This is a genomic window from Modestobacter sp. SYSU DS0290, assembly GCF_054050955.1.
The window spans coordinates 462,381-488,327 of the sequence record NZ_JBJHAI010000001.1 but is presented as its reverse complement, the minus strand read 5'-3'; the positions used below and the strand labels follow the sequence as shown (position 1 = coordinate 488,327).

At 74.0% G+C, this 25,947-nt stretch carries 26 protein-coding genes and 1 tRNA gene; 13 read left to right on the top strand and 14 right to left on the bottom strand.

Annotated elements, in window-relative coordinates; all coding sequences use genetic code 11:
* Window positions 1–109 precede the first annotated feature (109 nt).
* Together ACI795_RS02455 and ACI795_RS02450 are read left to right on the top strand one after the other, a co-directional pair.
* Window positions 110–1,378 (top strand): aspartate kinase, encoded by a 1,269-nt coding sequence (locus ACI795_RS02455; protein WP_457073590.1) that lies wholly within the window; start codon window positions 110–112, stop codon window positions 1,376–1,378.
* Complete coding sequence (locus ACI795_RS02450) at window positions 1,375–2,412, top strand: aspartate-semialdehyde dehydrogenase (RefSeq protein ID WP_457073588.1); 1,038 nt, start codon at window positions 1,375–1,377, stop codon at window positions 2,410–2,412. The genes ACI795_RS02455 and ACI795_RS02450 overlap by 4 nt, the downstream gene beginning before the upstream one ends.
* 209 nt (window positions 2,413–2,621) lie before the next feature.
* On the opposite strand, the gene ACI795_RS02445 is transcribed toward ACI795_RS02450, so the two are convergent.
* From ACI795_RS02445 to ACI795_RS02425, 5 genes are all read right to left on the bottom strand, one after another.
* Window positions 2,622–4,427 (bottom strand): prolyl oligopeptidase family serine peptidase, encoded by a 1,806-nt coding sequence (locus ACI795_RS02445; protein ID WP_457073587.1) that lies wholly within the window; start codon window positions 4,425–4,427, stop codon window positions 2,622–2,624.
* Window positions 4,428–4,453: 26 nt separating this feature from the next.
* Window positions 4,454–5,530: a hemolysin family protein gene (locus tag ACI795_RS02440; protein ID WP_457073586.1), complete on the bottom strand. Its 1,077-nt coding sequence runs from the start codon at window positions 5,528–5,530 to the stop codon at window positions 4,454–4,456.
* Window positions 5,527–6,894, bottom strand: a complete 1,368-nt coding sequence (locus tag ACI795_RS02435) for a hemolysin family protein (RefSeq protein ID WP_457073584.1) — start codon at window positions 6,892–6,894, stop codon at window positions 5,527–5,529. The genes ACI795_RS02440 and ACI795_RS02435 overlap by 4 nt, the downstream gene beginning before the upstream one ends.
* Window positions 6,895–7,008: 114 nt before the next feature.
* A tRNA-Pro gene (locus ACI795_RS02430) sits at window positions 7,009–7,085 on the bottom strand.
* A 40-nt stretch (window positions 7,086–7,125) separates the two neighbouring features.
* A complete protein-coding gene (locus ACI795_RS02425) occupies window positions 7,126–8,037 on the bottom strand; it encodes a metallophosphoesterase (protein ID WP_457073582.1) in 912 nt (303 codons plus the stop codon).
* 60 nt (window positions 8,038–8,097) lie between these two features.
* On the opposite strand from ACI795_RS02425, the gene ACI795_RS02420 reads away from it, so the two are divergent.
* Entirely contained in the window at window positions 8,098–8,550 is a 453-nt protein-coding gene (locus ACI795_RS02420) for a GatB/YqeY domain-containing protein (RefSeq protein ID WP_457073581.1), read from the top strand.
* 68 nt (window positions 8,551–8,618) lie between these two features.
* Here the strand turns inward: ACI795_RS02420 and ACI795_RS02415 are convergent, their stop codons facing one another.
* Together ACI795_RS02415 and ACI795_RS02410 are read right to left on the bottom strand one after the other, a co-directional pair.
* Complete coding sequence (locus tag ACI795_RS02415) at window positions 8,619–10,895, bottom strand: transglycosylase domain-containing protein (protein WP_457073579.1); 2,277 nt, start codon at window positions 10,893–10,895, stop codon at window positions 8,619–8,621.
* A 115-nt stretch (window positions 10,896–11,010) separates the two neighbouring features.
* Window positions 11,011–12,144, bottom strand: a complete 1,134-nt coding sequence (locus ACI795_RS02410) for a fatty acid desaturase (RefSeq protein ID WP_457073578.1) — start codon at window positions 12,142–12,144, stop codon at window positions 11,011–11,013.
* A gap of 251 nt (window positions 12,145–12,395) precedes the next feature.
* On the opposite strand from ACI795_RS02410, the gene ACI795_RS02405 reads away from it, so the two are divergent.
* A complete protein-coding gene (locus ACI795_RS02405; RefSeq protein WP_457073576.1) occupies window positions 12,396–12,629 on the top strand; it encodes a hypothetical protein in 234 nt (77 codons plus the stop codon).
* Between the two features lie 26 nt (window positions 12,630–12,655).
* Window positions 12,656–13,279 (top strand): hypothetical protein, encoded by a 624-nt coding sequence (locus ACI795_RS02400; protein WP_457073575.1) that lies wholly within the window; start codon window positions 12,656–12,658, stop codon window positions 13,277–13,279.
* A gap of 20 nt (window positions 13,280–13,299) precedes the next feature.
* On the opposite strand, the gene ACI795_RS02395 is transcribed toward ACI795_RS02400, so the two are convergent.
* Window positions 13,300–14,508 carry an ArsA family ATPase gene (locus tag ACI795_RS02395; RefSeq protein ID WP_457073574.1) on the bottom strand — a complete coding sequence of 403 codons (1,209 nt, stop codon included), beginning with the start codon at window positions 14,506–14,508 and terminating at the stop codon, window positions 13,300–13,302.
* Window positions 14,505–15,497: an ArsA-related P-loop ATPase gene (locus ACI795_RS02390; protein WP_457073572.1), complete on the bottom strand. Its 993-nt coding sequence runs from the start codon at window positions 15,495–15,497 to the stop codon at window positions 14,505–14,507. Before ACI795_RS02390 ends, ACI795_RS02395 begins: the two co-directional genes overlap by 4 nt.
* A gap of 118 nt (window positions 15,498–15,615) precedes the next feature.
* Between ACI795_RS02390 and ACI795_RS02385 the strand changes: the two genes are divergently transcribed.
* The 3 genes from ACI795_RS02385 to ACI795_RS02375 are packed head-to-tail and all read left to right on the top strand — an operon-like array spanning window position 15,616 to window position 17,055.
* On the top strand, window positions 15,616–15,786 hold the full coding sequence (locus tag ACI795_RS02385) for a hypothetical protein (RefSeq protein ID WP_166521355.1): 171 nt from the start codon (window positions 15,616–15,618) through the stop codon (window positions 15,784–15,786).
* Window positions 15,787–15,793: 7 nt separating this feature from the next.
* Complete coding sequence (locus ACI795_RS02380; RefSeq protein WP_457073570.1) at window positions 15,794–16,261, top strand: RidA family protein; 468 nt, start codon at window positions 15,794–15,796, stop codon at window positions 16,259–16,261.
* Window positions 16,258–17,055 (top strand): NUDIX hydrolase, encoded by a 798-nt coding sequence (locus ACI795_RS02375; protein WP_457073569.1) that lies wholly within the window; start codon window positions 16,258–16,260, stop codon window positions 17,053–17,055. Before ACI795_RS02380 ends, ACI795_RS02375 begins: the two co-directional genes overlap by 4 nt.
* Before the next feature lie 121 nt (window positions 17,056–17,176).
* Here the strand turns inward: ACI795_RS02375 and ACI795_RS02370 are convergent, their stop codons facing one another.
* Together ACI795_RS02370 and ACI795_RS02365 are read right to left on the bottom strand one after the other, a co-directional pair.
* Window positions 17,177–17,851 carry a Crp/Fnr family transcriptional regulator gene (locus ACI795_RS02370; RefSeq protein WP_457073568.1) on the bottom strand — a complete coding sequence of 225 codons (675 nt, stop codon included), beginning with the start codon at window positions 17,849–17,851 and terminating at the stop codon, window positions 17,177–17,179.
* A gap of 150 nt (window positions 17,852–18,001) precedes the next feature.
* Window positions 18,002–18,295, bottom strand: a complete 294-nt coding sequence (locus ACI795_RS02365; RefSeq protein WP_457073567.1) for a hypothetical protein — start codon at window positions 18,293–18,295, stop codon at window positions 18,002–18,004.
* 158 nt (window positions 18,296–18,453) lie between these two features.
* On the opposite strand from ACI795_RS02365, the gene nth reads away from it, so the two are divergent.
* The 5 genes from nth to ACI795_RS02340 are packed head-to-tail and all read left to right on the top strand — an operon-like array spanning window position 18,454 to window position 22,280.
* On the top strand, window positions 18,454–19,254 hold the full coding sequence (gene nth / locus ACI795_RS02360; protein ID WP_457073566.1) for an endonuclease III: 801 nt from the start codon (window positions 18,454–18,456) through the stop codon (window positions 19,252–19,254).
* Window positions 19,251–19,838, top strand: a complete 588-nt coding sequence (locus ACI795_RS02355) for a TlpA family protein disulfide reductase (protein WP_457073565.1) — start codon at window positions 19,251–19,253, stop codon at window positions 19,836–19,838. The genes nth and ACI795_RS02355 overlap by 4 nt, the downstream gene beginning before the upstream one ends.
* A complete protein-coding gene (locus ACI795_RS02350) occupies window positions 19,835–20,623 on the top strand; it encodes an NUDIX hydrolase (RefSeq protein WP_457073564.1) in 789 nt (262 codons plus the stop codon). The genes ACI795_RS02355 and ACI795_RS02350 overlap by 4 nt, the downstream gene beginning before the upstream one ends.
* Entirely contained in the window at window positions 20,620–21,102 is a 483-nt protein-coding gene (locus ACI795_RS02345; RefSeq protein WP_457073562.1) for a plastocyanin/azurin family copper-binding protein, read from the top strand. The genes ACI795_RS02350 and ACI795_RS02345 overlap by 4 nt, the downstream gene beginning before the upstream one ends.
* Entirely contained in the window at window positions 21,099–22,280 is a 1,182-nt protein-coding gene (locus tag ACI795_RS02340; RefSeq protein ID WP_457073560.1) for a MarP family serine protease, read from the top strand. The genes ACI795_RS02345 and ACI795_RS02340 overlap by 4 nt, the downstream gene beginning before the upstream one ends.
* 16 nt (window positions 22,281–22,296) lie before the next feature.
* On the opposite strand, the gene ACI795_RS02335 is transcribed toward ACI795_RS02340, so the two are convergent.
* The 3 genes from ACI795_RS02335 to acs all read right to left on the bottom strand — a co-directional run bounded on the left by ACI795_RS02335 (window position 22,297) and on the right by acs (window position 25,914).
* On the bottom strand, window positions 22,297–23,226 hold the full coding sequence (locus ACI795_RS02335; RefSeq protein WP_457073559.1) for an alpha/beta fold hydrolase: 930 nt from the start codon (window positions 23,224–23,226) through the stop codon (window positions 22,297–22,299).
* A 4-nt stretch (window positions 23,227–23,230) separates the two neighbouring features.
* A complete protein-coding gene (locus tag ACI795_RS02330) occupies window positions 23,231–23,734 on the bottom strand; it encodes a phage holin family protein (RefSeq protein ID WP_457073558.1) in 504 nt (167 codons plus the stop codon).
* Between the two features lie 203 nt (window positions 23,735–23,937).
* Window positions 23,938–25,914, bottom strand: coding sequence for an acetate--CoA ligase (acs, locus tag ACI795_RS02325; RefSeq protein WP_457073556.1), 1,977 nt, complete (start codon window positions 25,912–25,914; stop codon window positions 23,938–23,940).
* Window positions 25,915–25,947: the final 33 nt, after the last annotated feature.

Below are 25,947 nucleotides of genomic sequence, written 5' to 3'. Positions count from 1 at the left end.
CAGCCAGCGGTCTCCGTCCGTCACGGCCTCGATCCCACCTGCTGGTCATCCGGGGGGCAAACCGGTGATCAGGCGCGGACCCGCCTGGGCGCGCCGGTAACCTTGCACCGTGGCCCTGGTCGTGCAGAAGTACGGAGGCTCCTCCGTCGCGAACGCCGAGCGCGTCAAGCGCGTCGCCGAGCGGATCGTCGAGGCGAAGAAGAACGGCGACGACGTCGTCGTGGTGGTGTCCGCCATGGGCGACACGACCGACGAGCTGCTGGACCAGGCCAGCCAGATCACCGAGAACCCGCCGGGTCGCGAGCTGGACATGCTGCTCACCGCCGGCGAGCGGATCTCGATGGCGCTGCTGGCGATCGCCATCTCCACGCACGGCTACGAGGCGCGGTCGTTCACCGGGTCGCAGGCGGGGGTCATCACCACCTCCAGCCACGGCAAGGCCCGGATCATCGACGTCACCCCCGGGCGCCTGCGCGACGCCCTCGACGACGGCTCGATCGTCATCGTCGCCGGGTTCCAGGGCGTCAGCCAGGACACCAAGGACGTCACCACCCTGGGTCGCGGCGGGTCGGACACCACCGCGGTGGCGGTCGCGGCGGCGTTGCACGCCGACGTCTGCGAGATCTACACCGACGTCGACGGCGTCTTCACCGCCGACCCGCGGATCGTGCCGAACGCCAAGCGGCTGGAGACCGTCACCTACGAGGAGATGCTCGAGCTGGCCGCCTCCGGGGCCAAGGTGCTCATGCTCCGCTGCGTCGAGTACGCCCGCCGGTACGGCATCCCGGTGCACGTGCGCAGCTCCTACTCACAGCTCCCCGGCACGATCGTGGCCGGTTCGATGGAGGACCTCACCGTGGAACAGGCGATCATCACCGGCGTCGCGCACGACCGGAGCGAGGGCAAGATCACCGTCTCCGGGGTGCCGGACCGCCCGGGTGAGGCAGCGCAGATCTTCCGCGTGCTCGCCGACGCCGAGGTCAACATCGACATGATCGTGCAGAACGTCTCGGCCCAGGCCAGCAAGCTGACCGACATCTCCTTCACGCTGCCGGTCAGCGACGGGCCCACCGCGCTGGCCGCGCTCGAGCGGGTCAAGCACACCGTCGGCTACACCGACGTCAGCTTCGACCAGCACATCGGCAAGGTCTCCCTGGTCGGCGCCGGCATGCGCTCCCACCCGGGCGTCTCGGCGAAGTTCTTCGGCGCCCTCGCCGACGCCGGGGTGAACCTGGAGCTGATCAGCACCTCGGAGATCCGCATCTCCGTGGTCTGCCGCGACACCGACGTCGACCTCGCCGTCCGCGCGGTGCACGACGCGTTCGACCTCGGTTCGGACCAGGCCGAGGCAGTCGTCTACGGAGGGACCGGACGATGAGCCGCCCACTGCACCTGGGCATCGTCGGCGCGACCGGTCAGGTCGGCGTGGCGATGCGCTCGATCCTGGCCGAGCGCGACTTCCCGCTGGCCTCCATCCGGTTCTTCGCCTCCGCCCGCTCGGCGGGTCGCACCCTGCCCTGGGGAGACGGGGAGGTCGTCGTCGAGGACGCCGCCACCGCCGACCCGACCGGGCTGGACGTGGCGCTGTTCTCCGCCGGTGCCACGACCTCGCGGGCCCAGGCCCCCCGGTTCGCCGCCGCCGGCGTCACGGTGATCGACAACAGCTCCGCGTTCCGCCGCGACCCGGCGATCCCGCTGGTGTGCAGCGAGGTCAACCCCGGGGACATCGCGCTGGCCGCCGAGGGCCGGATCATCGCCAACCCGAACTGCACCACGATGGCCGCGATGCCGGTGCTCAAGCCGTTGCACGACGAGGCCGGGCTGGTGCGCATCGTGGCGAGCACCTACCAGGCGGTCTCCGGCAGCGGTGTCGCCGGCGTCGAGGAGCTGCACGGCCAGGTGAAGGCGGTCGTCGACAAGGCCGACGCGCTGGCCTACGACGGCTCCGCGGTCACCTTCCCCGCGCCGGTCAAGTACGTCGCGCCGATCGCGTTCAACGTGCTGCCGATGGCCGGCTCGGTCGTCGACGACGGCTCCTTCGAGACCGACGAGGAGCAGAAGCTCCGCAACGAGAGCCGCAAGATCCTCGGCATCCCCGACCTGCGGGTCTCCGGCACCTGCGTGCGGGTGCCGGTGTTCACCGGGCACTCGCTGTCGCTGAACGTCGAGTTCGAGCGTGAGCTCTCCGTGGCCCGGGCGACCGAGCTGCTGGCCGGCGCACCTGGCGTGCAGCTGGCCGACGTGCCGACGCCGCTGCAGGCCGCCGGCACCGACCCCAGCTACGTCGGCCGGATCCGGCAGGACGGCGACCGCGGGCTGGCGCTGTTCGTCAGCAACGACAACCTGCGCAAGGGCGCCGCCCTCAACACCGTGCAGATCGCCGAGCTCATTGCTTCGTCACGCTCCGCGTGACACCGCGGCCAGGAGCCGTGCCCGGCGTGCGCTGAGCCGTTTCGTCGCCGCTCGTCGGGCAGCCTCCGGCCGCCGCGACGAGCGGCGACTGCGGCACGGGGTGCCCGCCCGGCGGGAGCCTCCGGCCCCGCGCCAGGCGAGCACCAGCAGCTTCGCTGCGGTGCCGCGGTCCGGACTCGTAGGTGGTTGCTCCTACGGCTCGACGGCTCCTACGGCGTGACGTGTCGCAGGGCGAAGCTGAGGGCGACCTCGACCTGGCGGATGGTCTCCTCGATCACCAGCGAGCCGTGGCCGGCGTCGAAGCGGTACACCTCGTGCGGCTTGCCCTTCTCGACCAGCGCGTCGACGTAGTTGTCGATCTGCCGGATCGGGCAGCGCGGGTCGTTCGCGCCGGCGACCACCAGCACCGGCGCGCTGACGGAGTCCACGTAGGTGATCGGCGAGGACCGCACGTACACGTCGCGCACCTGCTCCGGTGAACCACCGAAGAGCGCCCGGTCGTAGGCGCGCAGCCCCTCCATCTCGTCCTCGTAGGCCGCCAGGTAGTCCGCGACCGGCACCTCGGCGATGCCGGCGGCCCACCGCTCCGGCTGGGTGCCCAGTCCGAGCAGGGTGAGGAAGCCGCCCCAGGAGCCACCGGTCAGGATCGCCCGGGCGGGGTCGACGACGCCCTCGGCGACCAGTGCGTCGTAGACCGCGGCGACGTCCTCGAGCTCGGTCAGTCCCGGCCGGCCGGTGAGGGCGTCCCGCCACTCGCTGCCGTAGCCGGTGGAGCCGCGGTAGTTCACGTGCACCACCGCGTAGCCGGCGTCGACGTAGGCGGCCCGCCGGGCGCGGTAGGAGTCGTCGTCCTGCGCCTCGGGCCCACCGTGCACCAGGAAGGCCGTGGCGAACGGGCCCTCCCCGGCCGGCCGGACCAGCAGGGCGTGCACGTCCCCGCCCGGGCCGGGCACCCAGCGGTCCTCGACCGGGTACGCGGCCGGGGGTGCCTCACCCGGTGCAGCCAGCACCACCGGGCCGTCGGCCCGGCGGATCACCGGCGGGAGCGCCGCGGAGGACCAGGCCAGCTCCACGGTGCCGTCGGGGCGCACGGTGGCGCCCCGGACGACGCCGGTCGGCGTCTCCAGCTGGGTCAGGGAGCCGCTACCGAGGTCGTAGCGGTACAGCTCGCTGCGCGCGGCGTGGTCGTGCCCGACCAGCAGCGCCGAGCCGTCGGGGTACCAGCCGGCGGTGACGTCACCGGGCAGGTCCAGGGTCAGCTCGGTCTCGGTGTCGGTCGCGACGTCCCAGATCAGCAGCTCCTCGCGACCGCGCCGCTCGTGCCCGACCAGCAGGCGTTGGTCACCGGCGACGGGGGAGAAGCTCAGTGCGTGCAGGCCGCGGCCCTCGCCGTCCCACTTGTCGGCGACCACCGACAGGTCGCCGGTGCGCAGCACCCGGAGCGCCGGGTAGCGCGGGTCGCCGTGCTCGGAGTGGGAGTAGACGAGCAGCGCGTCGTCGCGGGACAGCGCGTCGACCGACGCCGGGTCCACCGAGGTGTAGAAGACCGCGGGTGCGCCGCCGGACGGCGCGATCCACAGCTCGCTGCCGTCGTCGGTGGACCGGCCGATCGCGACCACGGTGCGGCCGATCTCCAGGCCTGCGGGGTAGGCCGGTCCGACCTCGGGGACGGCGACCTCGTCCGCGCCACCGGCGAAGGGCTGGACACGCCACACGCCGAACTCGTCGCCATCGGTGTCGGCGAACCACCAGATCCGCTCGCCGTCCGGGCTGATCGTGGCCGCCAGCGTCCCGTTGGGCCGGTCGGTCACCTGCCGGTGGACGTCGGTCTCCCGGTCCCAGGCGTACTGCTCGACGACGCCGCTGACGTCGGAGGCGTACACGTTGCGGTGCGGGGCGTCCTCGGCCCAGTCCGGGAGGCTGATCCGCGGCGCACGGAACCGGGCCTGCCAGCGGGCGGTGACCTCCGGCGGCAGGGCGGGGGAGGGGCTGGGGGCGTTCTGCTCGGCGGTCACCGGGCCATCTTCCCTCGTCGCCCTGCTCACCTCCCGCCGGCGCCCGCCCCGGCCCGCGTCACCGGCCCGGGCTCCACGCCGGCGTCCCGGACGTCGCCGATCAGCTGCTCGAGCACGTCCTCCAGCATGACGACGCCGAGCGTCCGGCCGTCGGCGACGACCCGGCCGAGGTGTGCCCCGCTGCGGCGCATCGACTGCAGCACCTCGGGCAGCGGCTCGTCGGCGGACAGCTCCACGAAGTCCTTGACCGCGCTGTCGGGCACCGGCTGGTCCCGGTGCGACGGTCCGGCGTCCAGCACGTCCTTGACGTGCACGTAGCCGGCGAGCGCGCCGTCGGGCCGGCGCATCGGGTAGCGGGAGAAGCCGTGTTCGGCCACCACCGCTTCCAGCTGGCGCGGCGTGGTCTCCCGCGGCACCGTGATCAGGTCCTCCAGCGGCAGCAGCACCGACCGGGTGTCGTTCTGCTCGAAGGTCAGTGCCCCGGTGGCCAGCTCGCTCACCTCGGTGCCGAGCAGGCCCTCCCGCCGGGACTGGGTGATCATCGAGCGGATCTCGCCGGCGTCGAAGCTGGCCGAGACCTCGTCGGTGGGGGTGACGCCGAACAGCCGCACGAAGCCGTTGGCGACGGTGTTGAAGAACCAGATGAGGGGCTTGAGCACCCGCACGAGCACGGCCAGCGGCGGGCCGAGGGCGATCGCCGCGCGGTCGGGGCCGGCGATGGTGATGTTCTTCGGCACCATCTCGCCCAGCACCATGTGCAGCACGGTGACCAGCGAGAGGGCGATCACCAGCGCGATCGGGTGGAGCAGGGCCTCCGGGAGCCCGGCGGCCGCCAGCGGCGCCTCGATCAGGTGGGCCACGGCGGGTTCGCCGATCGCCCCCAGGCCCAGCGAGCACAGCGTGATGCCCAGCTGGGCGCCGGCCATCATCTGGCTGACGTTGCGCATGGCGGTCAGCGTCTTCTGCGCGCGCACCGAGCCGGCCTCGGCGCGTGGCTCGATCTGGTCGGCGCGGGCCGAGACGAGCGCGAACTCGGCGGCGACGAAGAAGGCGTTGCCCAGCAGCAGGGCGACCAGGACCAGCAGGCTCAACCCGTCGCTCACGCCTGGGCCACCTCTCGCTCGGGGCGGACGGCGGTGGCGCCGGCCGGGCGGGCGACGTCCTCGACCTGGGCGTCGTCCGGGGTGGGGGTGGCACGCAGGCGGGCGACGCGCCGGCCCTCGACCTCGTCGACGGTGAGCCGCCAGCCCTCGATCTCCACCGACTCGCCGACCGCCGGGAGGTGGGCGAGCTGCTCCACCACGAACCCGGCGACGGTCTCGTAACGCCCCTCGGGCACGGTGATGCCGGTGCGCTCGCGCAGCTCGTCCGGGCGCAGCAGGCCGGAGACCAGCCAGTCCGGGGCCTCGCGGCGGAGCTGGCGCAGCGGCCGGTCGGTCTCGTCGGCGATCTCCCCGACCAGCTCCTCGACGATGTCCTCGAGCGTGACGATGCCGTGGGTGGCGCCCCACTCGTCGACCACCAGGGCCAGCTGCAGGCCCTGCTCGCGCAGCAGGTCCAGCAACGGGTCCAGCCGGAGCGACGACGGGACGGCGAGGACCGGCTCGGCCAGCTCGCCGGCGGTGCGCCGGAGCCGCTCCTCGGCGGGGACGGAGACCGCGTGCTTGACGTGCACCACGCCGGTGACCTCGTCGAGGTCGGCGCCGTAGACCGGGAAGCGGGAGTTGCCCGACCGGATGGCGGCGTCGATGACGTCGGCAGCGGTCGCCGCCGAGCTCAACGTCCACAGCCGCGTGCGCGGGGTCATGACGTCGGTGGCGAACTTCTCCCGGAGCCCGAGCGAGCGGGCCAGGAGCCGGGCGGCGACGGGGGACAGGTCGCCTTCCTCGGCCGAACGCCGGGCCACGGCGGCCAGGCCCTCGGCGTCCCGGGTGTCGTCCAGCTCCTCGCGGGGCTCGAACCCGAGCCGGCGCACGATCGCGTTGGCCACGGCCTGGAGCCCGCGCACCACCGGGCCGGCCACCGTGGTGAACAGCCGCATGCCCGGGGCGACGATCGAGGCGGTCGGCAGCGGCCGGGCGATCGCCAGGTTCTTGGGGCCCAGCTCGCCGATGATCATCTGCAGGAAGGTGGCCAGGAAGATGGCCAGCGCGATCGCGATCGGCGTCGTGGTGCTCTCCGGCAGCCCGGCGGCCTCGAGGACCGGCTCCAGCAGCCCGCCCAGCGCCGGCTCGGCGAGGAACCCGACGACCAGCGTGGTCAGCGTGATGCCCAGCTGGGCTGCCGACAGCTGGGTGGACAGGCCGCGCAGGGCCGTGACGACGCCGGCGGCGCCCGTCGCACCGGCCTCGGCGGCCTCCTCGGCCTTGCCGCGGTCGACGGTGGTGAGGGAGAACTCGGCCGCGACGAAGAACCCGGTGAGCGCGGTCAGCAGCACGGCCGCCAGCAGGAGCAGCCATTCGGTCACCAGGTGCCGGTGCCCGCGCGCCGGCGGGCGGAAACGGCGCCGGGGAGTGACCTACGTCCGGTCACCGGCCCTGAACGCACTCAGGGACCGCCGGATCGGCGGTCCCTGAGTGACTGGTCGGGGTGACAGGATTTGAACCTGCGGCCTCGTCGTCCCGAACGACGCGCGCTACCAAGCTGCGCCACACCCCGAGGTGCGTCGAGAACTGTACTCGACGCACCTCGGCCGTCGTCAGGCGGGCCGGGCGGTGAGGGTGAGCAGCGTGGCCTCGGGCGGGCAGGCGAAGCGGACCGGGGCGTAGGGGCTCGTGCCCAGGCCCGCGGAGACGTGCAGCCAGGTGCCGGTCGGGTGTGCCGGGGTCGGCTCCGCCCATCGGTGCAGCCAGCGCACGCGCGCCCGGTCGATGCCGCAGTTGGTGACCAGGGCGCCGTAGAGGGGCACCCGCAGCTGGCCGCCGTGGGTGTGCCCGCACAGCAGCAGGTCGTAGCCGTCGGCGGCGAACCGGTCGAGCACCCGTGGTTCGGGGGAGTGCACCAGCCCGATCCGGACGTCAGCGGCGTCGTCCGCCGGCCCGGCGACGTCGTCGTACCGGTCGAGCTTCAGGTGCGGGTCGTCGACCCCGGCGAAGGCGATCCGGGTGCCCGCGACGGTGAGCGACCCGGTGTCGTTGGTGAGGTCCAGCCAGCCGCGGCCGGTCATCCCGTCGCGCAGCTCCTGCCAGGGCAGCTCGTCGCCGTGCACCCGCTTGTGGTCGGTCTTGAAGTACTTCAGCGGGTTCTTCGGCCGCGGCGCGTAGTAGTCGTTGCTGGCGAGCACGAACGCGCCGGGGAGGTCCATCAGCGGGTCGAGGGCGCGCAGGGTCGCCGGGACGGCGTCCATCCCGGCGAGGTTGTCCCCGGTGGTGACCACCAGGTCCGGCTGGAGCTCCGCCAGCCCGGCGACCCACTCCTGCTTGCTGCGCTGCCCGCTGGTCATGTGCAGGTCGGACAGCTGCAGCACGCGCAGCGGTGCGGCGCCGGGCGGCAGCACCGGGACGTCGAAGCGGCGCAGCGTCCAGTGGGTGCGCTCGACCAGGCCTCCGTAGGCGACGGCGGCGGCGCCGGTGGCGAGCACGGCGGCCGGGACGGCGGTGATCGCGCGCATCCCCCGAGACTAGGGGAACTGCGTCGCAGTCGCGGTGGCCCAGGTGGCAGGCTCGGCGCCGTGGCTGAGCTGAAGGAACGACTGCGCACCGACCTGACCACCGCGATGAAGGCCCGCGACGAACTGCGCACCGCGACCCTGCGGATGGTGCTGGCCGCCGTCTCCGCCGAGGAGGTGTCGGGCAAGGAGGCCCGCGAGCTCTCCGACGACGAGGTGCAGGCGGTGCTGCGCCGGGAGGCGAAGAAGCGGCGGGAGGCCGCCGAGGCCTACGCCGGGGCCGGCCGCGCCGAGCAGGCCGAGCGGGAGCGGGCCGAGGAGGGCGTCGTCGCCGGGTACCTGCCCGCCCAGCTCGAGGACGCCGACCTGACCGCGCTGGTCGCCGACGTGATCACCCGCACCGGGGCGTCGGGGATGAAGGACATGGGCAAAGTGATGGGCGCGGTCCAGGGAGCGGTCGCCGGCCGCGCCGAGGGCGGCCGGGTGGCCGCCGAGGTCCGCCGCCAGCTGGGCTGACCGCCCGGCCGCGACGCACCCACCGACGACGGCGGGGCCGGGCCCGCCGGCCCGGCCCCGCCGGTCGATCAGTTCGTCGGTGCCCCACCGGTCTCCGCGGGCGGGGCTGCGGGCGGGGCTGCGGGCGGGGCCGCCGGCGGAGGAGCCGGCTGGGACGGCTGCGCAGGAGGCTGGGCCGGGGTGCTCGGCGTCGACGTGGTGCCGCCACCCCGGTTGGCCTGGCTCCGGTTGCCGGAGGTCCGGCCGTCGTCGGACGACGTCCGCGGACCCACCGGTGCGGCGTCCACCCCGCGACCGGCGTACTTCGGGTCGGCCGGCGGGAACTCCGCGGTCGGCTGGTTGCTCAGGATCGGCAGCATCGCGTCGTGCCAGATGCCGGCCGGCTTCCCGCCGCCGTACCCGCCGACACTCCGGGTGTCCAGCGGGCGGAAGACCATGACGCTGGCGGTGTACTCCGGCGTGGAGCCGACGAACGTCACCGAGTCCTGGTCGTTGACCGTGCCGGTCTTGCCGGCGATCTGGTGACCGGGGATGTAGGCCGCCGGCGCGGTCTGCTTGGGGTTGCCCGGCTCGACGTCCTTGCGCAGCATCTGGTTCAGCGTGTTGGCGATCCCGGGCTCGATGACCTGCTCGCACTGCTCGCCCCGGACCACGGGCTGCCCGTCCTCACCGGTCAGCGGCTTCCCGTTGGACCGGGTGATGGCCAGCACCGGCGTCGGCTCGCACCGCACCCCGCTCGCCGCGAGGGTCGCGTAGGCGTTGGCCAGGTCCAGTGGGCTGACCCCGTCGGTGCCGTAGGCGAACGACGCCCGGTTCTCGTCGATGATCTTCTGAGCCGGGGTCTGGGTCACCGAGTAGTCGAAGTTCATGCCCAGTCGCTGCGCCATCTCGACGGCCGGCTCGATCTTGCCCAGTGCGTCCTCCAGCGCGAGGAAGTACGTGTTGGAGGACATGTACAGCGCCTGGGTCATGGTCAGCGTGTTGGGGTACGAGCTGCCCACGTTCCCGACCGTGACCGGCCCGATCTTCCTGGTGTCCGGGTCGTAGCTCTTGTAGACCCGGCTGGTGTAGGGCTCGCTGGTGGTGATGGTGTGGCTGGCCGGCAGGCCCTTCTCCAGTGCGGCGGCGGCCACGAACGTCTTGAACGTCGACCCCGAGCCCTTCGTCGGGACGACGGCGAAGTTGACCGACTCGCAGCCGGCGGCCGGGTCGTTGCAGCCGAACCGGCGGTTCACGGCCATCGCCAGCACGTGCCCGGTCCCCGGCTCGAGCGCGTCGAAGACACCGACGGCCTCGTCGCCCATGGGGACGGTGTCCAGCACCGCCTGCTCGCCGGCCCGCTGCATGTCCGGCCGCAGGGTGGTCTGGATGGTCCAGCCGCCGTTCTCGATCTGCGTCGCGGACAGCCCGAGGCCACCGTCGTCGACCGATCGGGTCAGGTAGCCGTAGAGGTAGTCGCAGAAGAAGCCACCGATGCTCGCGGAGGCGCAGCCGTTGGGCGGGTTGGCGCCCTCGGCGACCGGGATCGGGGACGCCTTGACGTCGGCGAGCTCCTGGTCGGTGATGTGGCCCAGCTGGTGCATGCGGTCGAGCACCTGGTCGCGCCGCTGCCGGGCGAGCTCCGGGTACTCGATCGGGTTGTGCTTGGGGGTCTGCACCAGGCCGGCGAGCACCGCGGCCTGCGGCAGCTGCAGGTCGACGGCGTCCATGCTGAAGTACTTCTGCGCCGCGGCCTGGATGCCGTACGCCCCGCGCCCGAAGTAGGCGATGTTCAGGTAGCGGGTGAGGATCTCGTCCTTGGAGTACTCCTCCTCCAGGGCAAGGGCCAGCCGCGCCTCGCGCAGCTTGCGGCCCACCGTCTCGTCCAGGGCCGCGTCCCGCTCCTCCTGGGTCTCCGCCGTCTCGACCAGCGTCTGCTTCACCAGCTGCTGGGTGAGCGTCGACCCGCCCTCGAGCACCCGGCCGGCGGCGAGGTTCTTCATCAGCGCGCGGGTGGTGCCCTCGACGTCCAGCCCGCGGTGCTCGTAGAAGCGCGAGTCCTCGATGTCGACGATCGCCTGCTTCATCACGTCGGAGATCTGGTCGGGGGCGACCGGCGTCCGGTTGTGGTCGTAGAACTGGGTGATCACCGAGCCGTCGGCCGCGAGCACCGTGGTGTTGCCGTTCGGCGTCTCGTCGGTGAGCTCGACCGGCAGCGCGTCGAGCAGGCTCGCCGAGTTGCGGGCGACCAGCCCGGGTCCGCCGACCCAGGGCAGCAGCAGGGCGGCGACCAGGGCACCGGCCACGACGATCGTCGCGGCCAGCTTGACCAGGGCGCCCAGACGGGGGTTCGCAGACTCGGACATCGCCGGCCAAGGTACCTGTCCGGGGCGTGCCCGTGGGGGCCTCGACCGGCGACGCGCGGACGCCGGGCGTGGCGTCCGCGCGTCGCCGTCGGGGCAGGTCAGGCGGAGTGGTAGGTCAGGCGGAGTGGTAGCGGTTGGCCCGGGCGAAGGTGCCCATGTCGTTGAACCGGACGCCGTTGGCGGCCAGCACCGGGTGGATGTCCCGCTCCATCAGCTGCCGCACGTAGAAGGGGTCGGCCACGTAGAAGTGGTGGATCGGGTGGGTGCTGCCGAAGTTCAGGCAGAAGACCTGGAACGGCGCCAGGTACCACTTGTTGAACACCTGGGTCTGCTGCAGCACGTTCCCCTGCTCGACGTCGCCCTGGTAGTGCATGTTGCTGCTGATGAAGTGCAGGCAGAAGCCGCGCCAGACGTTCGGCCCCACCCAGACGACGGTGAGCACGGTCAGTGCGTGCAGCAGCCCGGCCGGGACGGCGGCGCCGGCCCACGTCGCCACGTGCAGCGCGAGGAAGCCGTACCAGACGGTGATCGCCACCGGGGTCAGCCCGATGCTGGCCTTGAGGATGGTGCGCCGCCAGAGGGCATCCTCGGCGTCCTTCGGCCGGGTGGTGACGATCCGGATCAGCGCCGGCACGTAGGGGTCGAGCAGGCTGTAGAGCCGCACCGGCCCCCACGGCTTCCCGTTGGTGATCGACACCTCCTCGATGTCGTCGGGCAGGCCGGAGTAGGCGTGGTGCCGCAGGTGCAGGCGGATCCGGTAGACCGGGTTGATCGTGTACGGGCGGATCGCCCAGACGCCGAAGAGCAGCGCGTAGCGCACGCCCTTGCGGCGGCGGAAGTAGAGGGCGTGGATCAGGTCGTGCTCGACCTCGTGGCCGACCGCGGCGAACGCCGCGGACAGCAGCAGCGTGACGTACCAGGGCAGGACGCCGGTCAGGTAGAGCGCGCCGGAGCCGACGAACCCGGCGACCGCGACGCCGAAGGCGGCCAGGCCGAGCGCGTCCTGGTGCCGCAGCACCGGGTGGTCGCGCCGCAGCTCCTGCGACCGCTGGCGGATCGCCGCGGTGATGGTCTTCGTGCGGGCGCTGTCGTCGGCGGAGAGCCCGGTGGTGTCGACCGGAATCTCCACGGGGAGGTCGGCGGCGGCGGGGACGACGGTGGGGACGGCGGCGCCGGTGCCGACGAGGCCGGCCGAGGCAGGCGGGGTCGTGGTGCTGCGGTCGAGCTCGAGCTCGGGTGCGGTGCTCATGCCTGGTGTGTCATCCCTCCGACGGAACGGTCGGGCGGACGCTAACGGTGCGTCACCACCGTGACCAGGTCCCTGGGTGACGCAGACACGAACGGGGGACGCACGTCGTCACCTCGCGCACCGCACACCACGTGCACCCCAGGGACACGAGCACGGACCGGCCCGCGCGGGTTACCGTGCGACACCATCCGTACCGGCGCACGGGCAGCGGCAGGTCGTGCCCACGTCCGCCGTCGGAGATCGGAGCTCAGGTGCTGGCAGGGATCGTGCTGCTGGTGGTGGGCGGCGTGCTCCTCGTCGCGGCGAGGGCGTGGTGGCGCCACGTCGTCGCCTTCAACCGGCGCGTCGTCGGTCCTCCCCGTTCGGTCTTCCAGCGTCGGGCCGAGGCGGCCAACCGGGTCGCGGGGACCGGGTTCCTCGTCTTCGCTGCCACGGCCGCCGTCCTCGTCGCCGTCGTCCAGCTGCTCCGGTGGGCGGGACGGTGACCCCCGACTCCACCGATGGGTCGGCCGTGGACCGCGTCGATCGCCGAGTGCTCTCCGCCTGGTTCCACCTCTGGCGGATCGAGCACCTGGAGCTGCACTCTGCGCTGCCGGTGGAGATCGCCGAGGAACGGCTCGCGGTGGACGTCTCCTGGCGCCGCCGCCGGACCTGGGTGGGTGGAGACCCGGCACCGGTGGACCTCGTCGGTCGGGTGCGGCGCCGCCGGGTCCGGGTGTGCGCCCTGCCCCGGACCGTCCGGCAGAACTCCTGGACGCCGGTGCTGCGGGGGCGGATCGCGCCGCACGAGCCGGCCGGCAGCCGGCTGGTGGCCAGGATCGGCTGGCCGCCGTCCGTCCGGGTCCTCACCGTCTGCTGGCTGGTCCTGGCCGCCTGCCTGCTGGTGGCCGGGCTGGTCGCCACCGGGGTCTCCCTCGCGAACGGGGAGGGGGTCGGAGGCCTCCTCTACCCGGTGCTGGCCGGAACGGTCATGGTGGGCTGGGGCGTGGCGCTCACCTGGTACGGAGGAACCCGCGGCTGGGCCACGGCCGACCAGCTCCTGGCCTGGGCGGAGGGCGCCCTGGAGGTGCAGAGCGTCGCCCGGGCGCCACGCGGAGGGGGAGCGGCCGGCTCCGGTCACGCCCTCGGCGGGTGAGCGGCTCCCGGCCGGACGGGTCAGGCAGCCGGGCGGCGGACCGGCAGCACCCGGCTGCGGGGCGTGCCGGTGCCGGTGTCGTCCTCGTCGGCCAGCAGCGCGGCCGCCATCGTGCGCAGCCCGTCGAGGTCGTGCACGTCGCCGGCGGCGGCCGGCACGGTGCGCACCGGCACCTCCGGGTGGGCGCTGGTGAACCGGTCGGCCAGCCGCTGCTCCCGGGTGGCCTGGGCCATCCGCTCGGCGTGCACCCGCAGCGCCCCGGCGGCCAGCGCGGCGTCCGGCCCGCCCGCCTCGGCGACCGCCTCGGCCGCGGCCTCGGCGCGGGTCGCCGACAGCCCGGTGGTCGCCGGCGGGTGGGTGCGGTTGAGCACCAGCCCGGCCAGCGGCATCCCCTCGGTGGAGAGCCGGTCGACGAAGTAGGAGGCCTCCCGCAGCGCGTCGGGCTCCGGTGCGGCGACGACGACGAACGCGGTGCCCGGCTGGCGCAGCAGCTCGTAGGTGGCGGTGGCCCGCTCCCGGAAGCCACCGAACATCGTGTCCAGCGCGGAGACGAACGCGGAGATGTCGTTGAGCAGCTGCCCACCGAGGATCTTGCTGATGATCCGGCTGAACAGGCTGAAGCCGGCGCCGAACAGCCGGACCCCGGCCCGCCCGCCGGCCCGGGCCGGCGCGGTGAGCAGCCGGATCATCGTGCCGTCCAGGAACCGGCTCATCCGGTTCGGGGCGTCCAGGAAGTCCAGCGCCGAGCGGGACGGCGGGGTGTCGACGATCACCAGGTCCCAGCGGTCGCTGGCGCGCAGCTGCCCCAGCTTCTCCATCGCCATGTACTCCTGCGTGCCGGCGAAGGAGGAGGACAGCGCCTGGTAGAAGGGGTTCTCGAAGATCACCTGCGCCCGCTCGGGCGTCGAGTGCGCGGACACGACGTCGTCGAACGTCCGCTTCATGTCCAGCATCATCGCGTTCAGCTCGCCGGCGGCACCCGGTACCTCGACCCTGCGGGGCTCGTTGTCCAGCTCGACCAGGCCGAGCGACTGGGCCAGCCGCCGGGCCGGGTCGATGGTGAGGACGACGACCTGCCGGCCGGCCTCCGCCGCCGCCAGGGCCAGCGCCGCCGACGTCGTCGTCTTGCCCACGCCGCCGGAGCCGCAGCAGACCACGATCCGGGTGGCCGGGTCGCGGACCAGGGCGGCCAGGTCCATCGCCGGCGCCCGGTGCTGGGGGGCGCTCACGCGGCCGCCTCCGCCGTCAGGTGGCCCTCGAGCCGTGCGGCCAGCTCGAACAGGCAGCCCAGGTCGATCGGCCCCACCGACAGGGGCAGCTCGACCGTGGGCCGGCCCAGCGCCGCGACGTCGTCGCGCAGCGCGTCCTGCGCCGTCCACCGCCGGGCGTGCTCCACCGCCTCGGCGACGAGCCCCTCGGCCAGCTGCTCGCCGCCGGGCAGGTCCGCGGCGGCCAGCGCCGACCTGAGGTCGGCCGCGCTGAGCCCGCCGTCGGCCGCCCGGGTCAGCGCCTCGGCCGGCAGCAGCGGCTCGCTGGCCATGTTGACGATCACCGAGCCCACCGGCAGCCCGGCCGCGCGCAGCTCCCCGATGGCGTCGGCGGTCTCCTGCACCGGCATGTCCTCCAGCAGGGTGACCAGGTGGACGGCGGTCTGCGGCGACCGGAACACGGCCATGACCCCGTCGCTCTGGGTCTTGATCGGACCGGAGCGGGCCAGGCCGGCGACCTCGTTGGTGACGTTGAGGAAGCGGGTGATCCGCCCGGTCGGCGGGGCGTCGACGACGACGGCGTCGTACACCGGCCGGCCGTGCTCGCGGCGGGTGACCGCCTCCTTGATCTTCCCGGTGAGCAGCACGTCGCGCAGGCCGGGGGCGATCGCGGTCGCGAAGTCGATGGCGCCCATCTTGCGCAGCGCGTAGCCGGCCCGCTTGAGGTTGTAGAACATGTCGAGGTACTCCAGGAACGCCGCCTCGACGTCGATGGCCAGCGCCTTCACCTCGCCTCCGCCGCGCGCCACGGCGACCCGGCGCTCCTCGTAGGGCAGCGGCGGGGTGTCGAACAGCTGGGCGATGCCCTGGCGGCCCTCGGTCTCCACCAGCAGCACGCGGTGCCCGTCGGCGGCCAGGGCCAGGGCGAGCGCGGCGGCGACCGTCGTCTTCCCGGTGCCGCCCTTGCCGGTGACGACGTGGCAGCGCACGGAGCGGGGGTCGGGCGTCACCGGATCAGCGTACGAGTCGAAGGACCCCCCTGCCCCCCAGCGCTCGCAGGCTCGCACCGGGGCCCCGCAGGGGGGCCGTTCCATCGTCTGGCGGTTGGGGCTGCGCTAGCGTCGCGGCATGAGCGAAGCCCGCCGTACCTGGGAGTACGCCACGATCCCGCTGCTGATCCACAACACCAAGGCGATCCTGGACTCGTGGGGTGTCGACGGCTGGGAGCTGGTCACCGTCCTGCAGGGGCCCGGCGGTGGCGACCAGCTGGTCGCCTACCTCAAGCGCCCGACCAGCTGAGCCCGGCATGAGCACCCCGCAGAGCTGGCACGCCCGGCTGGCCGAGCTCGGCGTCCGGCTGCCCCCCGTGGCCGCTCCGGTCGCCGCCTACGTCCCGGCGATCCGCACCGGTCAGCTGGTCTTCACCTCCGGCCAGCTGCCCTTCGTCGACGGCGGGCTGCGCCGCACCGGCAAGGTCGGCGGCTCGGTCGACGTCGAGGACGCCGCGGCCGACGCCAAGGTGTGCGCCCTCAACGCGCTGGCCGCCGTCGACGACCTGGTCGGGCTGGACGCCGTGGCGCGGATCGTGCGGGTGGTCGGCTACGTCGCCAGCGCCGAGGGCTTCAGCGCCCAGCCGCGCGTGGTCAACGGCGCCAGCGAGTTCCTCGGCCGGGTCTTCGGTGACGCCGGCCAGCACGCCCGCAGCGCCGTCGGCGTGGCCGAGCTGCCGATGAACGCCCCGGTCGAGGTGGAACTCACCGTCGAGCTGCGGTGACCGCGCCGGCGCCGGTCCGCCAGGCGGCGACCGTGCTGCTGGTCCGCGACGGCGCAGCGGGGCTGGAGGTCCACCTGCTCCGCCGCAGCCGGGGCATGCCCGCTGCCGGGGGGATGACCGCCTACCCCGGTGGCGGCGTCGACGAGCGGGACGGGGACGTCCACACCGCGTGGGTCGGGCCGCCGCCGGCGGAGTGGGCGGCCACCTGGGGCTGCGCCGAGCGGCTGGCGCGGGAGCTGGTGTGCGCCGCCGTCCGGGAGACCTTCGAGGAGGCCGGCGTCCTGCTGGCCGGCCCGCCGGAGGGGGGCGGCGTCGTCCCGGACGTCTCCGGTGCGGACTGGGAGGCGCAGCGCCGGGCGCTGGTGGCCCGGGAGCTGTCGCTGGCCGAGTTGCTCGCGGCCCGGGGCCTGGCGGTGCGTGCGGACCTGCTGCGCCCGTTCGCGCACTGGATCACCCCGCCGGCCGAGCGCCGCCGGTACGACACCAAGTTCTTCCTGGCGCTGCTGCCGGTGGGGCAGGAGGCCCGGGACGTCTCCGGCGAGGCGGACGAGGCCGGCTGGGCCACGCCGGCGGCGGCGCTCGCCGAGCACGCCGCGGGCACCCGGCCGATGCTGCCGCCGACGATCCACACCCTGGGTCAGCTCGCCGCGTTCGGGGATGCCGCGGCCGCGTTCGCCGGGGCGCCGCCGGCCCCGGTGGTGCCGATCAGCCCGCGGTTCGTGCGCGGGCCGGGCGGCCTCGTCGCGGTGCTGCCCGACGGCACCCGCATCCCGATGGTGCGCCCCGCGACCTGACCACCGCCCCCTGCGTCGGGATCGGGGGAGCGCGACGGTGGGGCCGGGTGCGTGGGCCGGAACGCGCTGAGGCCCCGCTCCCCGTGGGGGAGCGGGGCCTCAGCGAGGTCGCGGTGCGGGGTCAGCGCGCGCGGCGGCGCAGCCGCTCCTCGTCCAGGACGACGACGGACTTGCCCTGCAGCTGGATCCAGCCGCGGTGCACGAAGTCGGCCAGCGCCTTGTTCACCGTCTCGCGGGAGGCGCCGACCAGCTGGGCCAGCTCCTCCTGGGTGAGGTCGTGCTTGACCCGCAGCCCCTCGTTCTCCCGGCTGCCGAAGCGGTCGGCCATCTGCAGCAGCGCCTTGGCCACCCGGCCGGGCACGTCGGTGAAGATGAGGTCGGCGACCGAGTCGTTGGTGCGGCGCAGGCGGCGGGCCAGCACGCGCAGCAGCTGCTCGCCGATCTCCGGGTGCGCGGTGATCCACGGGCGCAGCATGGTGTTCGGCATCTTGGCCAGCCGGACGTCGGTGACCGCGGTGGCGGTCGCGGTGCGCGGCCCCGGGTCGAAGACCGACAGCTCACCGAACTGGTCGGACGGGCCCATGACGGCCAGCACGTTCTCGCGGCCGTCCGGCGCGCGCCGGGACAGCTTGATCTTGCCGGAGAGCACGACGTAGAGGCTGTCGCCCGACTCGCCCTCGTTGAAGACCACGCGCCCACGGGGCAGCGTCACCGTCTCCAGCGCGCTGGCCACCGGCTCGGCAGCCTCCTCCGACAGCCCCTGGAAGAGCCCGGACTGGGCAAGTACCTCGTCCACGTGCACCTCTCGCAACGTCCTCGCGGGAGCTGTGGCGACCCGCGTTCCCGCAGAGTCTAGGCCCTGTGGCCAGGCTCACCCGTGCGGTCGGTCACCGGCCTGCCCACTCAGAGTGGGGTCCAACCGTCGGCGCGGCCACCGGGTGCCCGCTCAGTCGGGGTCGCGGTCCGCCGCGGCCGGGCTGCTGTCGAAGTCCAGCACCGCCGGCTGGGCCGGCGGGGTGACCGCCCGCGAGCGGCGCCGGCGGCGGTCCCGCCAGCGGCTCATCGCCCGGCGGATGCCGGAGGCGGCGAGGGTGCCCACCTCGCCGGGTGTGGCCGTGTCGAGGAACGCCTCGACCTCGCGTGGCGACGTCGGCCGGCGCAGCGGCTCCTCGACCCGCTCCATGACGAGCAGGAACGCGATCAGCAGCGGCGGGAACAGGATGACGATGAGGGCGACCACGAGCACCTCCTCGGCGGCGTCTCCGGGCGGGGAGGCCCGGGTGGAGAGACGACGTCCGTCGTGCGGTCGGGGGGCGTACCCGGCCGGATGCCGGGCGGCGCACCGTCAGCGAGTATGACGGTCGGTGGCCGTCGGTGCCGACGCCTACCCTCGGTCGCGTGTCCGAGCCCGTGACCCCGCCGGCCTACACCCGGCCCGCCGCGCCCCGCCGCCCGGCCCGCGCCGCCCGGCTGGGCGTCTCGCCGTTCGACCCGGAGGAGAGCCCGCTGGCCCGCACCCGGCGGGCCCGGCGGATCAACCGTGAGCTGGCGCTGATCCACCCCGACGCGCACTGCGAGCTGGACTTCACCACCCCGCTGGAGCTGCTGGTCGCCACCGTCTTGTCCGCGCAGACGACGGACAAGACGGTGAACAAGGTGACGCCGACGCTGTTCGCCCGCTACCCGACGGCGGCCGCATACGCCGGGGCCGACCGGGCCGAGCTGGAGGAGATCCTCAAGCCCACCGGGTTCTTCCGGGCGAAGGCCAACTCCGTGCTCGGGCTGGGCCAGGCGCTGGTCGAGCGGTTCGACGGCGAGGTCCCGGCGAAGTTGGAGGACCTCGTGACGCTGCCCGGCGTCGGCCGCAAGACCGCGAACGTGGTGCTCGGCAACGCGTTCGGGGTGCCCGGGCTGACCGTCGACACCCACTTCGGCCGGCTGGTGCGCCGGTTCGGCTGGACCGGAGAGGAGGACCCGGTCAAGGTCGAGACCGAGATCGCCGAGCTGATCCCGAAGAAGGAGTGGACGATCTTCTCCCACCGGGTGATCTTCCACGGCCGGCGGGTGTGCCACGCCAAGAAGCCGGCCTGCGGCGCCTGCGGTCTGGCGTCCTGGTGCCCGTCCTACGGCGTCGGGCCGGTCGACCCGCAGGTCGCGGAGAAGCTCGTGAAGACCCCGGCCGCCTCGGACACCGAGTGACCCGCCGCCTCCTCGTGGCGGTCACGACCGGGCTGGTGCTGCTGGCCGGCTGCTCCGCCGATGACGCCGACCCGCCGGGGGCTGCGCCGTCGTCGTCCGACGCGGTCCCCGACGTGCAGACCGACCTGGCCGCGTGCCCCGAGCAGCCGGCGGACCGGGCGCCCGACGGCGAGCTGACCGGGCTGTCCTTCCCGTGCTTCACCGGGGGCAGCCTCGACCTCGGCCGGGCGCAGGGCACTCCCGCCGTGGTCAACCTCTGGGCCAGCTGGTGCGGTCCCTGCCGCGAGGAGCTGCCGCTGGTGCAGGAGCTGGCCGACACCGTCGGCGACCGGCTGCGGGTGCTCAGCATCGACAGCAGGGACCGGGCCGCCGCAGGGGCGGCCTTCGCCGACGACGCCGGGGTCACGCTGCCGACGGCCTTCGACGAGGACGGCGAGGTGATGGCGTCCCTGGGGCTGCCCAACCTCCCGCACACGCTGTTCCTCGCCGCCGACGGGTCGGTGGCGCACGTGCAGATCGGGCCGGTGCACTCGCTCGCCGAGTTCGAGGAGCTGGTCGCGGAGCACCTGGGCGTGCAGCTGTGAACGCCGCGCCCGAGGAGCTGGCCGACCTCCCCGAGCACGTCCGCCGGCTCGTCGCCGCGGCCGGGGAGCTGTCGCTGTGGCACCGGCACGACCCCCGGTCCGCCCGCTCGGCCAGCGCCCGCCGGTCGGCGGTGCTGCTGCTGTTCGGCGAGGGCCCCGGCGGGCCGGACGTGCTGCTGATCGAGAAGGCCGCGCACCTGCGCCGGCACGCCGGCCAGCCGGCCTTCCCCGGCGGCGGCGCCGACCCGGGGGAGGACTACCCGGTGGCCACCGCGCTGCGCGAGGCGCACGAGGAGGCCGGCGTCGACCCGGCCGGGGTCCGGGTGCTGGCCACCCTGCCGGCGCTGTTCCTCGGCCCGTCGGACAACCTCGTCGTCCCGGTGGTCGGCTGGTGGGACGACCCGCGGGACGTGACGGTGGGCGACCCCTACGAGGTCGCCCGGGTGGCCCGGGTGCCGCTGGCGGAGCTGGCCGACCCGGCCAACCGGTTCCGGGTGGGGCATCCCAGCGGCTACGTCGGCCCGGCGTTCGACGTCGCCGGGATGGTCGTCTGGGGCTTCACTGCCGCACTGCTGGACGCCGTCCTGGAGGCCGCCGGCCTGGCCCGCCCCTGGGACGAGCGCGACGTCCGGCCGCTCGCCGTCCCTCCGGCGCCGGTCCGTCCGGACGCCGGGGACCCGGCGGACGTCGAGGTGCTCGACGAGCAGCCCGCCGGCCGCGCCGCGCCGACGGTGGCCGACGACAGCGGGCGCACAGGCGGTCCGCGTACCGTGCCGGGACGATGAGCGCAGCCCAGGCCCGCGTGCGAGCGCGGCGGAGCACCCGCGGACCGGCAGCCGTGCTGCTGGTCGTCCTCGCCCTGCTCGGGCCGGTCCTGACCGCCTGCTCCAACCAGACGCCGACCCTGCCGGAGGCCACCCGCACCACCGGCGGCGACGTCGGCACGGTGACCACCACGGCCGACGGCGTCCAGGAGATCACCCTCACGACCGGCGACGACTACGTCTTCACGCCGGACACCTTCACCGTCGAGCCGGGCACCGTGCGGGTGACCGTGCGCAACGAGGCCGACCAGCTGACGCACAACTTCCGCTTCACCCCGGACACCGGCCCCGCGCCGATCGAGCCGGCCATCCCGGTGCTCGCCCCCGGCGAGGAGGACACCATCGAGTTCGAGGTGACCGAGCCGGGCGACTACCCCTTCGAGTGCAGCTTCCACATCGCGCTCGGCCAGGTCGGGACGATGACGGTGCGCGCTCCGTGAGCCTGGTCGACCTCGCGTTGATCGTCCTGGCGATGGTCTTCGCGCTCTCCGGGTTCCGGCAGGGGCTGATCGTGTCGGCGACCTCGTTCGTGGGGTTCTTCGGCGGCGCGGTGCTCGGCGCCCAGCTGTCCGGGCCGATCGCCGACGAGCTGGCCAGCTCCTCGGTCACCCGGGTGTTCGTCGCGCTGGTCGTCGTCCTCGCCGGCGCCCTGCTCGGCCAGCTGCTGGCCGGGGTGGTGGGGCGTGCGGTGCGCACCCGGGTCACCTGGGAGCCGGCGAAGGTCGTCGACTCGATCGCCGGCGCGGTGGTCTCCGCCGTGGCGGTGCTGCTGGTGGCGTGGATGGTGGCCATCCCGCTGGCCAGCTCCCCGTTCCCCGGGGTGGCCTCGCAGGTGCGCGAGTCGACCCTGGTGCAGTCGGTCGACCGCGCCGTCCCCGAGCGGGTGCGGGCGCTCTACGAGTCGCTGCGCGACGCCGTCGACCGGCAGGGGCTGCCCGACGTCCTGGACCCGCTCACCCCGACCCAGGCGCGCGACGTCCCGGCTCCGGACCAGGCGCTGCTGGCCAGCCCGGTCGTCACGCAGGTGCGGGGGTCGGTGGTGCAGATCCGGGGGATCGCCGGCTCGTGCTCCCGGCAGATCGACGGGTCGGGCTTCGTCTACGCCGACCAGCGGGTGATGACCAACGCCCACGTCCTGGCCGGGGTCAGCCGGCCCACGGTCAACGCCGAGGGCCAGTCCTACGAGGCCACCCCGGTGTACGTCGACGAGGAGACCGACGTCGCCGTGCTCGCCGTCCCGGGCCTGCCGCAGGTGCCGCTGCGCTTCACCCCGGCGCCGGCCGACACCGGTGACGACGCCATCGTCATGGGCTACCCCGGCGGCGGGGACCTCTACGTCGGCCCGGCGCGGGTGCGCGACCGCGGACCGATCAGCGGGCCGGACTTCCGGGCGGTGCGCACCGTCGAGCGGGACGTCTACGCCCTGTACGGGCAGGTGCGCTCGGGCAACTCCGGTGGCCCGCTGCTGGCGCCCGACGGCTCGGTGCTCGGGGTGGTCTTCGCCTCGGCGATCGACGACCCGGACACCGGCTACGCGCTGACCGCCGAGCAGGTCGAGACCGCGGCTGCCCAGGGGCAGCGGGCGGTCGCGCCGGTCGACACGGGCGCCTGCGAGTAGCAGGACCCCCCGGCCCTCAGGACCAGGCCCAGTCCGCGATCGCGGCGGTGACCTCGTCCGGGGCCTCCTCGTGCGGGAAGTGCCCGACCCCGGGCAGCTCGAGCCAGCGGTAGGCCCCGGCCACGTACCGGTCCGACCCGCGCGCCGTGGCCGGCAGGACGTGCGGGTCCAGGGCGCCGTGCACCTGCAGCGTCGGCGCGGTGACGGGGGCGGCCATCCGCCGGGCGAAGCGCAGCCCGTCCGGGCGCAGCTGCGACCGGGCGGCCCAGCGGTAGTACTCCATCGCACCGTAGGCGGCCTGCGGGATCCGGGCCGCGGAGCGGTAGCGCGCGACCGCCTCGGCGAAGTCGGCGGTGTGCACCCAGGAGGGCCCCGACCAGCGGCGCATCAGGTCGGCCACCGGGTCGTCGTCGGCGCGGGTGAGGCGCTGCTCGGGCAGCCGGGGCAGCTGGAAGCGCACGGCGTAGGCCATCGCGCGGCGTTGCCGGGCGTTCGACATCCCGGCCCGCAGCCGGCGGGGGTGCGCGGCGGAGACCACCACCAGGCGGCGGACGGTGCGCGGGTGCAGGGCGGCCATCGTCCAGCCGACCAGCCCGCCCCAGTCCGAGCCGACGACGACGGCGTCGGTCTCGCCCAGGGAGCGGACGACAGCCGCGGCATCGGCCGCCGCGGTGGGCAGGTCGTAGCCGCGGGGTGGCTTGTCGCTGGCCCCGTAGCCCCGCAGGTCGGGGGCGACCACCCGCAGCCCGGCTGCGGCGAGCCCGGTGAGCTGGGCCCGCCAGGCCCACCAGAACTCCGGGAAGCCGTGCAGCAGCAGGACCAGCGGCCCCTCACCCGCCTCGGCCGCGTGCAGCCGGACCCCGTTGGCGGAGACGTCGCGGTGCGACCAGGGGCCGGGCAGCAGTGCGCTCGTGGCGTCGGGTGGCCCCTCGCCGGGGACGGTCACCGGGTCAGCGCAGGCGGGCGTGCGCGTCCTGCCGGACGACCTGGCCGTCGCGGACGGTGGGCAGGTCGTGCGTGCGCTGGCCGGGGGCCTCGCGGCGCATCACGTCGGGCAGGTCCTGCAGCGTCTCGATGGTGCGCTCGGGCTTCTGGATCTTCTTCACCAGCCGCCAGCCGACCAGGGCGACGACGGCGGCCACCAGGACCAGGAGGGCGAAGACGATGAGGAACGCCGCCCACCGGGGGAGCCAGACGGCGAGCAGCTCGGCGAGGAAGAAGAAGAAGAAGAACCCGGCGAAGGCGAGCATCACACCGGCGGCGGCGAACGCCGCGGCCCCGGCTCCACCGCGCTTGACGGAGGCGCCGATCTCGGCCTTGGCCAGCTCGATCTCCGAGCGGACCAGCGTGGAGACGTCGGTCATCGCGTTCTTGGCCAGCGTGCCGACCGAGGGCTCGGTGGTGGAGCGGGCGGTCGATCCCGTCTGCGGGTGCGTCGGCGCACTGTGGGCCACGGGTGGCTCCTCCCTCATCGGCGCCAGGCGGTCTCCCGGCGCGTCGGACTGCTGATGATCGTGCCGCATCGGGGCGATCGTCGCTGTCCGGGGTCACCAGGGAGGGTGGGGCCGGGGCGCGTCGACCGCGCGCCCCGGCCCCCGGGCCCCGTCCCGGGGCTCACTCCGAGCGTGCGAGGGGTGAGGAGGACGGGGTCCTCTCGTCAGTCGTCCGAGCCGCTGGCGGGCAGCTTGGCGCTGATCAGGTCCATCACCGAGGAGTCGGTGAGGGTGGTGACGTCGCCCAGCTCGCGGTTCTCGGCCACGTCGCGGAGCAGGCGGCGCATGATTTTGCCCGAGCGGGTCTTGGGCAGCTCCTGCACGACCATGATCTGCCGCGGGCTGGCGATCGGGCCGATCTCCTTGCGGACGTGCAGCCGCAGCTCCTTGACCAGCTCCTCACCCCGGTCGACGGCGTCCCCGCGCAGGATCACGAAGGCGACGATGCCCTGGCCGGTGGTCGGGTCGGTGGCGCCCACGACGGCCGCCTCGGCCACGGTCGGGTGGCTGACCAGGGCCGACTCCACCTCGGTGGTGGAGATCCGGTGGCCGGACACGTTCATCACGTCGTCGACCCGGCCGAGCAGCCAGATGTTGCCGTCGGCGTCCTTCTTCGCGCCGTCCCCGGCGAAGTAGACGTTCTTGCCGAAGCGCGACCAGTAGGTGTCGACGTACCGGTCGTCGTCGCCCCAGATGGTGCGCAGCATCGACGGCCACGGCTCGGTGAGCACCAGCAGGCCGGTGGAGTCGTCGGCGAGCTCGTTGCCCTCGTCGTCGACGACCTTGGCGGAGATGCCGGGGAACGGGTGCTGGGCGGAGCCGGGGACGAGCTTCGTGACGCCGGGCAGCGGGGTGATCATGTGGCCGCCGGTCTCGGTCTGCCACCAGGTGTCCACGATCGGGCAGCGGCCACCGCCGATGTTCTTGTGGTACCAGAGCCAGGCCTCGGGGTTGATCGGCTCCCCGACCGACCCGAGCAGCCGCAGCGAGGAGAGGTCGAAGCCGGCCGGTACCTCCTCGCCCCACTTCATGAAGGTGCGGATGGTGGTCGGTGCCGTGTACAGGATGGTCACCCCGTACTCCTGGACGATCTCCCACCAGCGCCCGCGGTGCGGGGTCTCCGGCGTGCCCTCGTACATCACCGAGGTGGCGCGGTTCGACAGCGGGCCGTAGACGATGTAGCTGTGGCCGGTGACCCAGCCGACGTCGGCCGCGGTCCAGTACACGTCGGTGTCCGGCTTGAGGTCGAAGGTCGCCCAGTGCGTGTAGCTCACCTGGGTCAGGTAGCCGCCGGAGGTGTGCAGGATCCCCTTGGGCTTCGCCGTCGTGCCCGAGGTGTACATGATGTAGAGCGGGTGCTCGGCGTCGAACGCCTCGGCCGTGTGCTCGGTCGACTGCCGCTCGACCAGGTCGGACCACCAGATGTCGCGGCCCTCGGTCATCTCGACGTCCTGGCCGGTGCGCCGCACGACCAGCACGCTGCGGACGCCGTCGGTCTTGGTCAGCGCCTCGTCGACGTTGGGCTTGAGACCGCTGGGGGCGCCACGGCGGTAGCCGCCGTCGGCGGTGACGACGACCTTCGCGTCGGCGTCGGTGATCCGGCTGGCCAGCGCGTCGGGGGAGAAGCCGCCGAAGACGACCATGTGGACGGCGCCGATGCGGGCGCAGGCCAGCATGGTGAAGATCGTCTCGGGGATCATCGGCAGGTAGATCGCGACCCGGTCACCGGCCTGCACGCCCAGTTCGACCAGGGCGTTGGCGGTCTTGCAGACCTCGTCCTTGAGCTGCGCGTAGGTGATCGTGCGGGTGTCGCCGGGCTCGCCGATCCAGTGGTAGGCGACCTGTGCGCCGTGGCCGGCGTCGACGTGCCGGTCGACGCAGTTGGCCGCCACGTTGAGCTTCCCGCCGACGAACCACTTCGCGAACGGCGGGTTGCTCCAGTCCAGCGCCTGCTCCCACGGCTGCGCCCAGTCCAGCCGCCGGGCCTGCTCCTCCCAGAAGCCCACCCGGTCGGCTGCTGCCCGCTCGTAGACGTCGGGTCCCGCGTTGGCGGAGGCGGCGAGCGCCTCCGGTGGCGGGAAGCCACCCTCGGGCAGCTGGCTGGACAGGCCCTGGGCGTCGTTCGTCTGGGTCTCGCTCATGCGCCACCTCCGGATCCGGGCGTCGCCCCACCG

What these genes read in the sequence shown, in the direction of transcription:
- ACI795_RS02380 (WP_457073570.1), top strand. Translation starts at nt 15,794, where the DNA reads ATGAGCACCCCGCAGAGCTGGCACGCCCGGCTGGCCGAGCTCGGCGTC.
- ACI795_RS02450 (WP_457073588.1), top strand. Translation starts at nt 1,375, where the DNA reads ATGAGCCGCCCACTGCACCTGGGCATCGTCGGCGCGACCGGTCAGGTC.
- ACI795_RS02415 (WP_457073579.1), bottom strand. Translation starts at nt 10,895, where the DNA reads ATGTCCGAGTCTGCGAACCCCCGTCTGGGCGCCCTGGTCAAGCTGGCC.
- ACI795_RS02425 (WP_457073582.1), bottom strand. Translation starts at nt 8,037, where the DNA reads ATGCGCGCGATCACCGCCGTCCCGGCCGCCGTGCTCGCCACCGGCGCC.
- acs (WP_457073556.1), bottom strand. Translation starts at nt 25,914, where the DNA reads ATGAGCGAGACCCAGACGAACGACGCCCAGGGCCTGTCCAGCCAGCTG.
- ACI795_RS02345 (WP_457073562.1), top strand. Translation starts at nt 20,620, where the DNA reads ATGAGCGCAGCCCAGGCCCGCGTGCGAGCGCGGCGGAGCACCCGCGGA.
- ACI795_RS02410 (WP_457073578.1), bottom strand. Translation starts at nt 12,144, where the DNA reads ATGAGCACCGCACCCGAGCTCGAGCTCGACCGCAGCACCACGACCCCG.
- ACI795_RS02385 (WP_166521355.1), top strand. Translation starts at nt 15,616, where the DNA reads ATGAGCGAAGCCCGCCGTACCTGGGAGTACGCCACGATCCCGCTGCTG.